This window comes from Anaerococcus sp. HMSC068A02, from assembly GCF_001811125.1.
Classification (GTDB): Bacteria; Bacillota; Clostridia; order Tissierellales; family Peptoniphilaceae; genus Anaerococcus; species Anaerococcus vaginalis_C.
In genome coordinates this window covers 1-14,452 of the sequence record NZ_KV803746.1, presented here as the reverse complement: position 1 = coordinate 14,452, position 14,452 = coordinate 1, and the positions used below count along the sequence as shown (strand labels likewise).

The 14,452-nt window shown below is 27.6% G+C and carries 14 protein-coding genes and 1 tRNA gene; 3 read left to right on the top strand and 12 right to left on the bottom strand.

Annotated elements, in window-relative coordinates:
- The first annotated feature begins 54 nt into the window (after nt 1-54).
- The gene (locus HMPREF2782_RS03530; RefSeq protein WP_070640900.1) at nt 55-2,172 is read left to right on the top strand and encodes a metallophosphoesterase family protein; all 2,118 of its coding nucleotides are present in this window, start codon (nt 55-57) and stop codon (nt 2,170-2,172) included.
- Between the two features lie 56 nt (nt 2,173-2,228).
- Here HMPREF2782_RS03530 and HMPREF2782_RS03525 read toward each other — a convergent pair whose 3' ends face one another.
- The 7 genes from HMPREF2782_RS03525 to HMPREF2782_RS03495 all read right to left on the bottom strand — a co-directional run bounded on the left by HMPREF2782_RS03525 (nt 2,229) and on the right by HMPREF2782_RS03495 (nt 9,947).
- Complete coding sequence (locus HMPREF2782_RS03525; RefSeq protein WP_004839134.1) at nt 2,229-3,005, bottom strand: enoyl-CoA hydratase-related protein; 777 nt, start codon at nt 3,003-3,005, stop codon at nt 2,229-2,231.
- A gap of 155 nt (nt 3,006-3,160) precedes the next feature.
- Entirely contained in the window at nt 3,161-4,639 is a 1,479-nt protein-coding gene (locus HMPREF2782_RS03520; RefSeq protein ID WP_070640898.1) for a DUF1846 domain-containing protein, read from the bottom strand.
- Between the two features lie 318 nt (nt 4,640-4,957).
- Nucleotides 4,958-6,091, bottom strand: a complete 1,134-nt coding sequence (locus HMPREF2782_RS03515) for an FAD:protein FMN transferase (RefSeq protein ID WP_070640976.1) — start codon at nt 6,089-6,091, stop codon at nt 4,958-4,960.
- Between the two features lie 24 nt (nt 6,092-6,115).
- A complete protein-coding gene (locus HMPREF2782_RS03510) occupies nt 6,116-6,586 on the bottom strand; it encodes a hypothetical protein (RefSeq protein WP_004839137.1) in 471 nt (156 codons plus the stop codon).
- Nucleotides 6,579-8,384, bottom strand: a complete 1,806-nt coding sequence (glgB, locus tag HMPREF2782_RS03505; RefSeq protein WP_070640895.1) for a 1,4-alpha-glucan branching protein GlgB — start codon at nt 8,382-8,384, stop codon at nt 6,579-6,581. Before glgB ends, HMPREF2782_RS03510 begins: the two co-directional genes overlap by 8 nt.
- A 1-nt stretch (nt 8,385) precedes the next feature.
- A complete protein-coding gene (udk, locus tag HMPREF2782_RS03500; protein ID WP_070640893.1) occupies nt 8,386-9,000 on the bottom strand; it encodes a uridine kinase in 615 nt (204 codons plus the stop codon).
- Nucleotides 9,001-9,002: 2 nt separating this feature from the next.
- A complete protein-coding gene (locus HMPREF2782_RS03495; protein ID WP_070640891.1) occupies nt 9,003-9,947 on the bottom strand; it encodes an NAD(P)-dependent oxidoreductase in 945 nt (314 codons plus the stop codon).
- Nucleotides 9,948-10,035: 88 nt separating this feature from the next.
- Here HMPREF2782_RS03495 and HMPREF2782_RS03490 point away from each other — a divergent pair, with 88 nt between their 5' ends.
- The gene (locus HMPREF2782_RS03490) at nt 10,036-10,434 is read left to right on the top strand and encodes a VOC family protein (protein WP_019117412.1); all 399 of its coding nucleotides are present in this window, start codon (nt 10,036-10,038) and stop codon (nt 10,432-10,434) included.
- Nucleotides 10,435-10,460: 26 nt separating this feature from the next.
- Here the strand turns inward: HMPREF2782_RS03490 and HMPREF2782_RS03485 are convergent, their stop codons facing one another.
- From HMPREF2782_RS03485 to HMPREF2782_RS03465, 5 genes are all read right to left on the bottom strand, one after another.
- Nucleotides 10,461-10,934 carry a nucleoside deaminase gene (locus tag HMPREF2782_RS03485; RefSeq protein ID WP_070606112.1) on the bottom strand — a complete coding sequence of 158 codons (474 nt, stop codon included), beginning with the start codon at nt 10,932-10,934 and terminating at the stop codon, nt 10,461-10,463.
- A gap of 93 nt (nt 10,935-11,027) precedes the next feature.
- Nucleotides 11,028-11,104, bottom strand: a tRNA-Arg gene (locus HMPREF2782_RS03480).
- Nucleotides 11,105-11,150: 46 nt separating this feature from the next.
- A complete protein-coding gene (locus HMPREF2782_RS03475) occupies nt 11,151-12,374 on the bottom strand; it encodes a D-alanyl-D-alanine carboxypeptidase family protein (protein WP_070640889.1) in 1,224 nt (407 codons plus the stop codon).
- An 8-nt stretch (nt 12,375-12,382) separates the two neighbouring features.
- A complete protein-coding gene (locus HMPREF2782_RS03470; RefSeq protein WP_070606114.1) occupies nt 12,383-13,216 on the bottom strand; it encodes an aminoglycoside 6-adenylyltransferase in 834 nt (277 codons plus the stop codon).
- A gap of 78 nt (nt 13,217-13,294) precedes the next feature.
- Nucleotides 13,295-13,873 carry an NUDIX hydrolase gene (locus HMPREF2782_RS03465; RefSeq protein WP_004839145.1) on the bottom strand — a complete coding sequence of 193 codons (579 nt, stop codon included), beginning with the start codon at nt 13,871-13,873 and terminating at the stop codon, nt 13,295-13,297.
- Nucleotides 13,874-13,980: 107 nt separating this feature from the next.
- On the opposite strand from HMPREF2782_RS03465, the gene mscL reads away from it, so the two are divergent.
- Nucleotides 13,981-14,388: a large conductance mechanosensitive channel protein MscL gene (gene mscL, locus HMPREF2782_RS03460; RefSeq protein ID WP_070640886.1), complete on the top strand. Its 408-nt coding sequence runs from the start codon at nt 13,981-13,983 to the stop codon at nt 14,386-14,388.
- Nucleotides 14,389-14,452: the final 64 nt, after the last annotated feature.

Below are 14,452 nucleotides of genomic sequence, written 5' to 3'. Positions count from 1 at the left end.
TATTTTTATTTTTTACTTATGGTATATTAAAATTAAGAAAAAGGAAATGATAGTATGGAAAATAATAAAAAAATAAGCCTAAGCATTCTTTCTGATATTCATATTTTAGCAAGATCTTTGATGGCTAATAACAAAGAATTTAATATGGCTATCAAATACGATAGAAAATTTTTGGTTGAAGGCGAAGGGCTTTTGAAAAAAGCATTAGAGCTTGCAAGTCTTAATGATAGCAAATATATAATAATTCCTGGCGATTTGACAAAAGATGGAGAAAAAAAATCTCATCTTGAAGTTATGGAAATTTTAAAATCATGGACCTATAAAAATCCACAAAGAAAAATATTTTTAATTCCAGGAAATCATGATATAAATAACAAGCAAGCTTTTGATTATAAAAATCTCAAAAAGACTGATTATATTGAACCTAGAGAATTTTTTGAAATATATGATTTTTTGTACAAAGATAAGGTTTTGGAATTTTATAAAAATTCTAATATTTTCAAATCTCATCTAGATTTTGTAAATAAAAGATTTAACAGAGATTTTAAATATTCTTATTATTGCCAAGGATATGGATCTTATCTTGCAAGAATTGATAATAATTTAGAAAATAAAAATTCTCTAACTTTACTTTTTATTGACACTTCGATTTATTCTTGTGATTATGAACAAAATCATAAGGATGGCAAAACAAATGTGGTTGGAGCCCTTGATAAAAATGTTATGAAATGGGCGATTGAAAAAATTGATGAGGCAAAAGCTAGAAAAGATATGATTTTTGTAATATCTCATCATGCTTTTATTCCAAATTTTAGAGATCAAAGACTCGTCTTGGGACCTTTTATAATAAAAAATTGGAATGAAAAATATATTGACGATGATCCTAGAATAAATGATAAGCTTCCAATTGAAGTTTTAGCAGATATGGGCGTAAAATTTTTATTTACAGGTCACTTGCATGAAAATGGAACTGCAAAATATAAATCTGTTTTGGGAAATGAAATATTTAATATTCAAACTGGTTCAACCGTAACCTATCCTCTACCAATAAGACACATAAATGTTTTGGATGATATAGAAGAATTTAATGGATTTTCTGTTGATTTAAAAACTCAATTAATCAAATCTTTTTCTTACGAAAATTTATCAGGAGAAACCATAAAAATAGAAAATTCAATTGCCTACGCTTTAGAAAATCAATTATCACTAAAAGATGTTTTGTTTAATTATGTTCATTCCATGGCAAAAAATCCTATGATTTTTGAAATGAATATTAAAAAATTTTTAATTGATAGGATAAACACAGCTTTAAAAATAAATCTTCCAAAAAAAGGATATATAGGAGAAATTTTAAAATTTTACAAGGATAAATTCCCAATTCATATTGAAAAATTAGGCTTTATAAATATTTATGATGCAGATGGGGAAATGTTTATAAAAATTGATTCATACAGGTCTCACGCCATAATAAAAGCAAAAGATTTGGAAGAATGCCTAGAGATTTTGATTGAGCAATTTGAAGAAAAAATAATGACAACAGACAATATAATTTATTATTATGATAAGCTTATGAAAAAAGGTATTTCTATGCCAATTTCAAAAGACGGACATAGCTTATATGATTTTTCAAATTATATTTACCAATACAAGGCGCTTGATGAAAAGACAACTCCATCTTATGTAGTTGAATTTATGGCAAAATTAAATAATCCAAATTATTCAATCACAGACCAAATAATTGATTATTGCCAAGATGAAATTAATGAAATTTTTGAATTTTTAACAAAAAATATAAGATTTGAAATTGATGGTTCAAAAGATAAATTTTTTGATAAATTAGTTTCTATAAAGGGAATATTTTTTAATAGCTCACTTAGATATTTAAAAAGAAAATCAAATAATTTGTTCGACCTTCTAACTTTTATTTCCAAATTTATTTTGAAAAAAAGAAGGGTTGAAGGCGTCGACCTTGCAAAGTATATAGTAAATTATAAAAAAATCACAAATATAAAACAAAATTTAGGTAAAAAAATGCTCGGAAGAGCAAATCTTAGATCATATATAATAGATTTAGTAAAATCAATCAACAACGAAGTAATTGAAACTTACGAAAATGAAGATTTAAATGAAAGAGATCATTATTTTTCTTATGTGGAATACGAAGATGAATAAAAAATGGGGCTTTTGTAGAAATAATTTAATCCTACAAAAGCCCCTAATTTTTTTAATTAAAAATCAGATAAATCTGCTTTTCTTTTTTCAAGGAAAGCTGTCATGCCTTCTTTTTTGTCGTGAGTTTCAAAAGTTGATGCGAAAGTATTTGCTTCTAATTGAATTCCTGTGTGAAGGTCAGATTCTACTCCAAGATTTATAACTTGTTTTGCAAGTGTTACAGCGTAAGATGCTTTTGAAATAATTTTTTCTGCCATTTTTGTACAATAATCAATTAATTCTTCTTTTTCAACAACGTGATTTACAAGACCAATTCTGTAAGCTTCGTCAGCTTTTATAGAATCTGTTGTAAAAATTAATTCTTTTGCAATTCCTTTTCCAACAAGTCTTGGAAGTCTTTGAGTTCCACCAAATCCTGGAATTATTCCAAGACCAACTTCTGGTTGACCAAATAGAGCATTTTTAGATGCAACTCTAATATCACAAGCCATAGAAATTTCACAACCGCCACCAAGAGCAAAGCCATTTACAGCTGCAATTGTAACTTGTGGCATTTCTTCAAGCATATTAAAAGTTTCATAAGCAAGCATACTCATAGCTCTTCCTTCTTGTGGTGTAGCATTTACCATTTCAGAAATATCAGCGCCAGCTACAAAAGATTTTTCTCCGCCACCTGTAAGAATTAAAACTTTTACATCTTTTCTATCTCTTATATCTGAAAAAGTTTCATTTAATTCTTTTAAAGTTTCTGAATTTAAAGCATTTAAAGCTTTTGGTCTATCAATAGTTACATAAGCAATTTCATTTTTTACATCTACTTTTACGTTATTCATATTTTCTCCTTTAAGATTTTTTTAAAAACGCTTTCTATAAATTCATCTTATAACATTGATTAATTTTTGTCAAGCAAATATAGTAAATAGAATTATAAATTAATTCGAATTTTTTAAAAATTTGCAAATAAAAAATCCCCTTATCGGGGAATTTCTTAAATATTTAAATATCCTTGTGATAAAACTGGATCTTGGGTGAAATTAAAGTGCATTTTTAAAAGAGTCTTTTTGTCGCTGTCGTTTAAAATTATTGTTGAGTGAGCATCAAGTCCTTTTAGCTTATTTAAATTTTCTAGTGCCAAATGACTTACTGGATTTGTTGTTGCTGATATTGAAAGAGCTATCAATACATCGTCAACTGATAAGGACTCCTCTTTTTGTTTTAAAATATCTTCTTTTAATTTCAAAACTGGCTCTAATATATGTGGAGATATTAATGGAATTTCGTCATTTATTCCAGAAATTTCTTTTAAGGCATTTAAAATACATGCAGCTGGAGATGACATTAATTTTGATTTTTTGCCTGTAACAATTTTTCCGCAGTCAAGCTCAATTGCAAAAATTTCTGAATTTTTTTCTTTTTGTTTTTCTCTAGCTTTTATGGCAACTATCCTATCTGATGATTCTAAATTTAGTCCGCTCATCAAAATTTCTATTTTTTCTACAGGTTTAAAGTCGGATTTTGCAAGTTTAAAATCTACTAGGGCATTGTAATATCTTCTTATTATTTCATTTTCACAGGCCTTTATTGTTTCTTTCTCATCGTCGATACAAAAACCAACCATATTTACTCCCATATCAGTTGGAGATTTGTAAGGGCAAACTCCTGAAATTTTTTCAAACATTTGTTTTAAAATAGGAAAAGCTTCAACGTCCCTATTATAATTTACCGTTGTTTTTCCATAAGCTTCAAGATGATATGGATCAATCATATTTACATCGTTTAAATCGGCTGTAGCTGCTTCGTAGGCAATATTTACTGGATGTTTTAAAGGAAGGTTCCACACTGGAAAAGTTTCAAATTTTGCATAGCCTGCGTTTATTCCTCTTTCATTTTCCAAATACATTTGTGAAAGACAAGTTGCAAGCTTTCCACTTCCAGGTCCTGGCCCTGTTATAACTACCAAGTCCCTACTTGTTTGTATATAATCATTTTTTCCAAAACCATCTTTGCTTATAATATGAGGAATATTATTTGGATAACCCTCAATGTCATAAGTCTTATAATTTTTTATATTTAAACTATCAAGATATTTTCCATATTTTATAGCTGATGGTTGGTTATCGAATTGAGTTATTACTATTGAATTTACAAAAAATCCCAAATCCTCAAAAGAAGTTTTTAGCCTTAAAACTTCTGTATCATAACCTATATCAAGATCTGATCTGATTTTATTTGATTCAATATCATTTGCATTTATTACGATTACAATTTCTGTAATATCTTTTAATTTTTTTAACATTTGTAATTTAGAATCAGGCAAAAATCCTGGCAAAACTCTTGATGCGTGAGAATCATCAAATAATTTTCCACCAAATTCAAGATACAACTTATCAAATTCTTTTATTCTTTCCTCTATTTTTTCCGACTGGATTTTTATATATTTATCATTATTAAAAGCTTTTTTTATCATTCCTACCTCCTAAATACAGATTATATTATATACTAGATGAAAAAATTTTTGAATATTTTTATAAAAAAAAGATGCGAAATATCGCATCACAGATTCTTTACAAAATATACAAATCCTCATGCTAAGAATATCATACGGAAAAAATTGATTTGATTTCAAATTTTAAAATTCGTCAAAAAAACGCACTGTTTGAGCGTTAGCGAGTTTGCGTTTTTAGAATTTTGGAATTTAGAAATCAACAATTTTTGAAGTCCGATATTCGTGCTTGAGGGTTTGTATATGATTTAAAATGCGAAATATCGCATTAAATTTTTTATTTTATTTTTCTTTTACTTCGTATTTGTCCCAATTTTCAGTTTTAAATGTATTGCCATCTTTGTCAATCCAATAAGCTTCTGCATTAAATTTTTTGACTAATTCTTTTCCTTCTTCCAAATCTTTTATAAAAAGAGCTGTTGAAAGGGCATCTGCATAGGCAATATTATCTGTTATTACTGAAACAGATTTAAATTTTGTTGATGGATAATTTGTATCTGGATCTATAATGTGATGATATTTTTTTCCATCAATTTCAAAATATCTTTCATAATCTCCACTTGTTACAACTGATGTGTTATTTACAGAAACTACTGAAGCGTAAGGATGATCTTCTGATAGTGATGGATCTTTTATTGCAATTTTAAATTTCCCCGATGGTCTTGTAGGATTTTTTCCAATTATTGCAACGTCGCCACCAACTGATAAAATTCCAGTTTGAAGTCCTTTTTCCATCAATTCTTTTTTTATTAATTCAGTTGCGTAGCCTTTTCCAATTCCACCAATATCAATTTGAACATTTTTATCATTAATGTATGCTGTTTGATTTTTTTCATCTATTTCTATGGCATCTATATTTCTATATTTTCCTGATTCTTCGAGCTGTTTGTCTGATGGAAGTTTTATATTTTCTGGATCTTTTTCACTTTTTTCTCTTAAATCAAGCCATATTTTTAAAACTCTGCCGTATGCAATGTTTATATCGCCATCAGTTTCCTTGTACCATTTTTTTCCTTCTTTTAAAATATCAATTATTTTTTTGTCAACTTTGACTTTTTCTTTTCCAGCATTTTCGTTTATAGTGGAAAAATTATTTATCTTATCAAATTTATCATAATTATTAAATAATTTATGATATTCTGCCATTCTTTGTTCAACTATATCTTTGTATTTGTTAAATTCTTCTTCATTTTTGCAATAAGCAGTAAAAGTTGTTATTGTGTCAAAGTATTCATAAATTGTTGTATCAAATTTTTTCAATTGATTTTCGTCAATATTATTTGAATTGTTTGAAGAAATTTTCTTATCAGCACTCATTTCACTTTTAATATTGCTTTTTGCTTCTGGTTTAACTTTTTCAATTTTTTTATTACATGATGAAAGTGCTAAACATAAGCCTAGCACCACACAAGTCATTTTTATTTTTTTATTTTTCAAAATCTAATCCCTATTATATAAATCTATTACTACCATATCTTTATTTACTTTAATATCTTCTTCATTTGCCCAATTTAATAAAATAGCTCCAGCAATTTTTTCTCTAAATTCTTGGAGTTTATTTTCAAGTCCTAGCTCATAAATCAAATCCAAAAATTCCTCGTCAGCTGAGTATTCATTATAATTTTCAAAAAGCCTATCCCTATCGACGCTTCCCAAATAATCCATAAAAACTTCTCTTGCAAGTTTTTTATTTACAGCTTCACGACCAGGCATACAAACAAATTCGTCCATATTATTTTCAATATCAATATAAGATTCTTCTATATCGTCATTGTTATCCATATCATCATTTATTCTTATCAAATCCAAAGTATCAAGATTTAACCAAATATTTTTTAAATATGAATTATCCCAAATTGTCCATTTTTCTACCAACCAAGAAAGATTGATAGCCTCTTTGTTTCTACTCATTTTCTTTTATTTCAAAAACTACAGCCTCATATTCCCAAAGCTCTAGCTCAAGATTTTCCCCCTTATTAATTTTTATATTTTCTCTTTTATATTTATCTCCACCATATTTTTCAGAAAGACTATTAATTTTTTCAACAAAAATCAAATTTTCATCATAAAAAATCGGATAAGATTTTTTGTAAGTATTAGTCATATTTAATACTACCAAAAATCTTTTATCATCTGCAAGTCTTTCGTAGGCAAAAACAGAATTTATGTTGTCATCAACAACTTTCCACAAAAATCCTTTTTCATCAAAATCATTTTTGTAAAAACTTGGATTGTCCTTGTAAAGGAAATTTAAATCTTTCACAAAATTTTTAAAATCTGAATGTATTGGAAATTTTAAAATATCCCAATTTAAAGATTCATTTTCATTCCATTCATCAAAAGTTGCAAATTCATTGCCCATAAAATTTAATTTTTTGCCAGGATGAGTCATTTGATAAGTATTTAATAATTTTAATTGTTTAAACCTATCTTCATAAAAACCGTTCATTTTATTTATCATAGGTTTTTTTAGATGAACTACTTCGTCATGGCTTAATGGTAAAAGAAAATTTTCTCTGTAAAAATAAAACATAGAAAAATTAATTTTTCCTTGATACATATGTCTGTTTATTGAATCAACTTCAAAATATTTGCAAGTATCATTCATCCATCCCAAATCCCACTTGTAATCAAAACCAAGACTATCTTGTGAATTTTTTCCTGTTACAAATTCATAAGATGATGAATCTTCTGCAATTTTCATGAAATTTGGATAATCATTTGAAAGATCTCTGTTTAATTCTTTTAAAAATTTAATATTATTAGGATTTACTCCCCTATTTTTATTTCCATCATAATAAATCATATTAGAAACTGCATCAATTCTTATTCCATCGAAATGACAATTTTCTATCCAAAAATTAATAGCAGATTTCATAAAACTTCTCACATGACCTTTTGAATAATCAAAATTCAAACTTCCCCATTCAGAATATTGCAAATCTTTATAATCAGATTCGTAAAGACTTGTTCCATCAAAATATTTAAGGGCATAATAATCTTCTGCAAAATGAACAATTACAAAATCAAAAATTACTCCAATATCATTTTGGTGGCAAATTTCTACAAATTTTTGCAAATCTTTTATAGAACCATATCTTGATGACATAGCAAAAAATCCTGAAACTTGATAGCCCCAAGAAGGATAATAAGGGTGTTCTGTAATTGGCATAAGCTCTATGTGAGTATAGCCCATATCTTTTACGTAAGAAATTAATTTATCAACTATATCCAAAATATTTGGCATAGAATTATACCTTAACCAGCTTCCCAAATGAATTTCATAAATATTTACTGGTTTATCAAAATTTTTTTCTCTTTTTTTCATCCATTTTTCATCAGAAAAATCATAAGATGTATCAATAATTTTTGTAGCAAATTCTGGAGACATATCAAAATATTTTCCATAAGGATCAAATTTTTCAAATCTATTTCCTTGGCTTTCTATAACATATTTATAGTAATCGCCCTCTTTTGCCTTAATAAATTTATAAAAATATCCATACTTTTCATTTTTAAACATAGGAATTTCTTGCCAATTTGAAAAATCCCCTTTGATTAAAACCCTATCAGCTTTTGGAGCATACAATCTAAAAACATATCCATCATCTTTTTTTATTGATCCAAAAATTTTATGGCCTAACTTGGAATCGCCATTTAAGTAGGATTCTATTTTTTTATAATCTACATCAAGTAACTTCACTTCCATTTTATTCCTCAATCAAATCTTCGATATGCTTAATTAAAATATCTATTCCTCTAGTATTTTTTGCTCCTCTTGGAATTATTATATCTGCATATTTTTTTGTTGGCTCAACATATTTTTCGTGCATTGGCTTTACTTGTTTTATATATTGAGTCAAAACCGATTCCAAACTCCTAGATCTTTCTTTAGTATCTCTTAGAATTCTTCTTTGAAGTCTTACGTCACTATCCGCATCAATAAAAACGCAAGTATCCAAAATATTTCTTATTCTCTCATCATACAAAACCAAAATTCCTTCAATAAGAATTATTTTTTTGGGAACAACATGAATAGTTTCTTTGCTTCTAGTATGAATATTATAATCATAGGTTGGCATATCAATTTCTTTTCCAGCCTTTAAAGCCAAAAGATCCTTTAAAAACATTTCATTGTCAAAAGATTCTGGTTTATCATAATTTAATTTTTCCCTATCTTCAAAACTAAGATCATCATGTGATTTGTAATAATTGTCATGTCCAATTACATATAAATCTTTAGAAAAATAATTTTTTATATATTCAACAATAGAAGATTTTCCACTAGCAGATCCGCCTGCTATCGCTATAATTTTTGTATCCATAATTAATTTACTTTATTTACGATTTTGCCATCAAGAAACTTATATAAATTATCAAAAACAATCTCACATCTAATATCCATAGCTTCTTGAGTTAAAAATCCTACATGATTTGTAAGCACTGTGTTTTTTGCATTTCTAAGCGGATAATTTTTATCAATCGGAGGTTCCATATCAAAAACATCAATGCCAGCCCTTAACTTGTCTTCATTTAATAATTTTGCCAAATAATCATTGTCAACAATTGGTCCCCTTGCACAATTTATCAAAATTGCCTTATCTTTCATAAGATCAAGCTCATTTTTTCCAATAAAACCACAAGTTTCTTTGTTTTGAGGAAGATGAATTGTAACAATATCAGAATTTTTCAAAAGCTCATCAAGGCTAACATACTTTGCGCCAAGATTTTTCACTTCATCTTTTTCACTTCGACTATATGCCAAAATATTTGCCCCAAAAGCCTTAAATAATTCAATAACTCTTATTCCAATTTTTCCTGTGCCAACAACTCCAACAGTTTTTCCTTTTATAATTTGACCAATGAGCTTAAAAGATTCATCTTCATACATATTTTTTCTGTTTTCATTAAATTTTCTCATAAGAGAAATTGCAAGACCAAGCACAAGCTCAGCGACAGAATCATCAGAATATCCGCTGGCATTTTCTACGATAATATTTTTTTCATTACAAGCATCAATATCAACATGATTAAAGCCAGTAAATGCCACATCAATTAATTTTAAATTTGTATTTTCAATTACATTTTTTGAAAATTTATTATTTGTAATTATAGCTACATCGCTGTCTTTTAATCTTTCAATTATTTTTTCATCATCAGATGCGCTTTTTTTGAAATATTGAAATTCATGACCAAGTTTTTCTATTTTTTTCTTATGACTTTCAATTATTTTATCATCAACGAGCAAAGGATCTATTAAAGAAATCTTCATTTACGCCCCCTTTATATTTTATTAATAATTTTTTATCTTGATATTATTATACTATTATGTTAAATTTAATTAAAGAAAGGAATTTAATATGGCAGTTGGTATATCATTTAAAAATGGAAAATGCTTGGAGGCTATTGAATATTATTGCGATATGTTTGACCTTGATCCGCCCGAAAAAATAATCAGATATTCTGACTTTGAACAGTATAACTTTCCCGAAGAAATCCGAGATCGAATTTATAATTCAAAATTAGAAATTTATGGAAATAATGTATATTTATTTGACACAACTGATGATAAGCATTGGACAAGTGGAAATAATGGAAGGGTTGTTATTGAAACAAACAGCGAAAATTTATATAAGGCTTATTCAAAACTTGAAAAGGAATCAAAGGTATTAATGCAACCCCAAACAATTAATAAGAAATTATTTACAACCTTGATCGATAAATACAAGGTATTTTGGCAAATTATTGCTACAATTTAATTTATTTTAAAAAAGATTCTTAACCTTTATTGGCAAGAATCTTTTTTCTTTTTATTTCTCAATTTTTTAAAAAAACTTTGCAAAAGCTCTAGGCTTTCTTCTTTCATCAAACCAAATTCTGCATCTAAATAATGCAGTTGGCTTCTGTCTCCTGTAATATTTGTGTTTGAACCGCAAGCTCCTCTTTTTACATCGGCAAGACCTATAACTAATCTTTTTATTCTTGAATTTATTATTGCTCCAGCACACATGGAACAAGGCTCCATTGTTACATACATTGTGCAATCTTCTAATCTAAAATCTCCAACATACTTGCTCGCCTTATCAATCGCAAGAATTTCTGCGTGCTTTAATGCAGATTTTCCTTTGTAAGTATAGTTGTGACTTCTTGCAATTATTTTTTCATCTTTTACAATCACACAACCAATTGGAACTTCATCTTCTAATCTTGCAAGTTTTGCCTCGTTTATGGCTTCTTTCATATAAAAAATATCATCCATTTATTTCTCCACGATTTTAAAATATTTTAAAGTTTTATTCAACAAAAAAAGCTATCGCTCATTTTTTAAAAATTTGCAATAGCTAAAAATATTTGGCGTCCTGAAGAGGATTCGAACCTCCGACACCCGCCTTAGGAGGGCGGTGCTCTATCCAGCTGAGCTACCAGGACCTACCTCAATAGTATAGCAGAAAAGATAGAAAAAGTAAAACTTTTTCTATCTAGCTATAATACATTCTACCAAAAAATTACAAGCATCTGATACTGTTCTTTTTACTCTAGTAAAGTTAGATGCCTTTTGTTGATCTTTTTTGCTTATCAAATTAACTTCGTATGATTTGTCCTTATATTTTATGTAAGCCTTGCCGAGTTTTTCATTTTTTTTGATTGGTGCTTTTATGTCTTTATTAATTTTAATTTTTACACTTGGCATTGCTTTGTCTTTAATTATAAAGCCAACTGTTTTTTCTGGATATAATTCTACATATCCTTCTTTTACAGAATTAACTTTTATTGAATCGCTAGGCAAATCTTTATCTGTAAGTTTTTTATAATTAAAATATCTTGAAACGTAATAGATTAAATCGGTCATAGCTGAATTTCTAAATTCATTTTCTTCAGCTCCCATCACAATTCCTATTGCCCTAAATTCATTTTTTGGATCAAATTTGTTCATATCGATGGTTGTTGTAAGACAATGACCAGCTTCTTCTGTTGTTCCTGTTTTTAATCCATCAACGCCTTTTATTTCGTCCCTAAGTGGAATAGTTGATTTTTTGTGAATATCTTTTTTATTATCATTAATCTCATTTATTTTTGAATATTCTAAAACATCTGGATACTTGTCAACAATTATTCTTGTAAGTTCAAATAAATCTTTTGCAGATGATGAATTTTGTTTATCATCTTCCGTATTTATTCCTGATGCATTGTAATATTTTTGACTTTTCAAATTTAATTCTTGGGCTTTTTTATTCATTTCATTGGCAAAATTAGCTTCACTTCCTGAAATTGTACTTGCCAAAAGATTTGCACAATCATTGCCACTAACTACCATAAGACCTGTGAGCAATTCTTTTATTGTGTATTGTTCGCCTTCTTTAATTCCCATTGCAGAATATTCTGGCCCTGTTAAGTCTTCGGCTTCCTTAGTTCCCTTAACCTTTGTATCAAAAGAAATTTTTCCACTTTCGATTGCATCTCTTGCAAGTAAAAATGTCATAAGCTTACTCATTGATGCTATTGGATAAGTTTGATCTGCATTTTTTTGATAAAAAATATCTCCACTTTCTTGATTTCCAATCAAGTACGCCTTTACAAATTTATCAGCACCAACAATATTATCTCCTTCTTTTGCTACCGTATCATCAGCAAAAGTTTTGATTGGAGAAAATATAAACAAAAACGCCAATAAAAATGCTATAATTTTTTTCCTTTTCATTCATCCCCCTAAACTTGTAGCGATTCCATTTTTTTATAATTTTTTCTCAAAAGCTTTAGTGTATAAACATCATCTTTTTTTGGATAAGAAAAATCGAATTTTTCAGAAAGTTGCATACCAATTTTTCTAAACAATTGGCAAGCTGCAAAAATTGCCCCATAAATTTCAGTAATATCATTTGTTTTAAAGGTCAATAACAATTCTTCCTTAATATCAGCTTCCAAAGTATGAATTAAATTTTGTCCATACTCCCCAGCATCTTTGCCCTTATTAAATTTGTCAATTATATACCAATTTAATAATTTATATAGATAATCCCTTACACTTTGCATTCTATAACCTGCACTAATAAGATCTCTTGACATAAGATTAAAAGAAACATCCAAACAGCTTGAAAAAAAGTTCTTACAACACTCATCAAATTCAAATTCACGAGCAAGACTATAAACAATATTTTTCTCACCAATTTCTTCTTCTAAATTCATTTTATCACAAATAAATTCAATACTTCCCGGACACAATTTTATAAAATCATTTGCCTTATCTTCCACAATTAAATTTATGGAAATTTTTGTAGAATCATTAGTATAAAGTTCGAACTTTGTAAATTGTTGATTTTTTTTATCAAGCTCAAAAGAATCTTTTCTTTTATTAATCATTGCATAATCATCAAAAATATTTTCCAAATCCTCTTTGATTTTTGAAATAATAATATCACTCAAAACAAGATAAATATTTGCAAAATATTCATTATTATTATCTTCCTTTACAAAAAAAATCGCCTTGACTTTTTCATTAGATTTGGAATAATCTTTTAATTTTTCTATAATATAACTTTTCATAACCACATCTTTCTTTCTTACAAACAATTCTCCTATAAACTAATTTTACCACAAATTATAAATCTTTATAAGAAATAATTATTTATAAAATTTCAAAAAATCTTTCAAAACATTTGCAGTCATTCCCCATATAACAGGTTTTGTATTATAAAAATAAAAAGTATGGTACCTTTGCCAAAAATTATAATTTTTTCCATTAGGAATTTTTTCAAAAGGAAAATCATCTGGCAAATCCATTTTGAGTTTTGCCGTATATTTTTCTGGAGGATTTTTTTTCAAATAATCAATAGAAACCGTAAAAATAGAATCAACTTCCATATTATAAGAAATATTTTCAAAATTTTTATTAATTCTTCCATAATAAGCTTTGATTAGCCTATTTGAAGATGATAAAATCATAGAAGAATAACCAATCAAAGAAATATCTTTTTCGTCCAAATTTAATTCTTCCCTACATTCCCTAATGGCAGCCATCTCAAATTTTTCGCCTTCATTTACTCCACCACCTGGAAAAGAAACTTCGCCAGCTTGGGAAATAAGATTACTCCTAACTTCAAATAAAATATGGTCTTTTCCATCAATATTTATTATAGGAATAAAAACAGCATATTTAGATAATTTTTTATAAAATTCATCATCAACTTGTAAATTTTTCATAATTTTTTTCTCCTTGTAATCACTATACTATTTTTAAAATATTTTCTATCCTACACATTTATAAAAATATTGGTATAATGAAAACAAATAAGAAATAAGGAGATATTATGTGGAAAGAATTTAAAGAATTTATTTCAAAAGGAAATGTAGTTGACTTGGCAATAGGTCTTATCATGGGATCTGCTTTTACTGCAATTGTAAGTGCAGTTGTAGATGGAATTTTGATGCCAATTATTTCAGGACTTACAGCAGGAGTTGATTACGAAGATTTGGCAGTTAATTTTTTTGGAGCAAAATTACAAATAGGTAGCGTTATAAATGCAATTATTACATTTTTAATTATTTCATTATTCCTATTTTTAATTGTAAAAGCATTGAATAAGGCAAAAAAAGAAGAAGTTGTAGAAGCTACAACAAAAATTTGCCCTCACTGTAAATCAGAAATTAATATAGAAGCAACAAGATGTCCAAATTGTACATCAAAACTTGAAGGATTTTCTGAAGAAATTAAATAATTTTTAAAAAATAAAGCAGGCATAAAGCCTGCTCAGACTGTAGACAAAGTAGATGAAAAATGCA

Excerpts from the sequence above, each read along its gene's own strand:
- HMPREF2782_RS03530 (WP_070640900.1), top strand. The coding sequence starts at position 55 with ATGGAAAATAATAAAAAAATAAGCCTAAGCATTCTTTCTGATATTCAT.
- HMPREF2782_RS03525 (WP_004839134.1), bottom strand. The coding sequence starts at position 3,005 with ATGAATAACGTAAAAGTAGATGTAAAAAATGAAATTGCTTATGTAACT.
- HMPREF2782_RS03520 (WP_070640898.1), bottom strand. The coding sequence starts at position 4,639 with ATGATAAAAAAAGCTTTTAATAATGATAAATATATAAAAATCCAGTCG.
- HMPREF2782_RS03515 (WP_070640976.1), bottom strand. The coding sequence starts at position 6,091 with ATGACTTGTGTGGTGCTAGGCTTATGTTTAGCACTTTCATCATGTAAT.
- HMPREF2782_RS03510 (WP_004839137.1), bottom strand. The coding sequence starts at position 6,586 with ATGAGTAGAAACAAAGAGGCTATCAATCTTTCTTGGTTGGTAGAAAAA.
- glgB (WP_070640895.1), bottom strand. The coding sequence starts at position 8,384 with ATGGAAGTGAAGTTACTTGATGTAGATTATAAAAAAATAGAATCCTAC.
- udk (WP_070640893.1), bottom strand. The coding sequence starts at position 9,000 with ATGGATACAAAAATTATAGCGATAGCAGGCGGATCTGCTAGTGGAAAA.
- HMPREF2782_RS03495 (WP_070640891.1), bottom strand. The coding sequence starts at position 9,947 with ATGAAGATTTCTTTAATAGATCCTTTGCTCGTTGATGATAAAATAATT.
- HMPREF2782_RS03490 (WP_019117412.1), top strand. The coding sequence starts at position 10,036 with ATGGCAGTTGGTATATCATTTAAAAATGGAAAATGCTTGGAGGCTATT.
- HMPREF2782_RS03485 (WP_070606112.1), bottom strand. The coding sequence starts at position 10,934 with ATGGATGATATTTTTTATATGAAAGAAGCCATAAACGAGGCAAAACTT.
- HMPREF2782_RS03475 (WP_070640889.1), bottom strand. The coding sequence starts at position 12,374 with ATGAAAAGGAAAAAAATTATAGCATTTTTATTGGCGTTTTTGTTTATA.
- HMPREF2782_RS03470 (WP_070606114.1), bottom strand. The coding sequence starts at position 13,216 with ATGAAAAGTTATATTATAGAAAAATTAAAAGATTATTCCAAATCTAAT.
- HMPREF2782_RS03465 (WP_004839145.1), bottom strand. The coding sequence starts at position 13,873 with ATGAAAAATTTACAAGTTGATGATGAATTTTATAAAAAATTATCTAAA.
- mscL (WP_070640886.1), top strand. The coding sequence starts at position 13,981 with ATGTGGAAAGAATTTAAAGAATTTATTTCAAAAGGAAATGTAGTTGAC.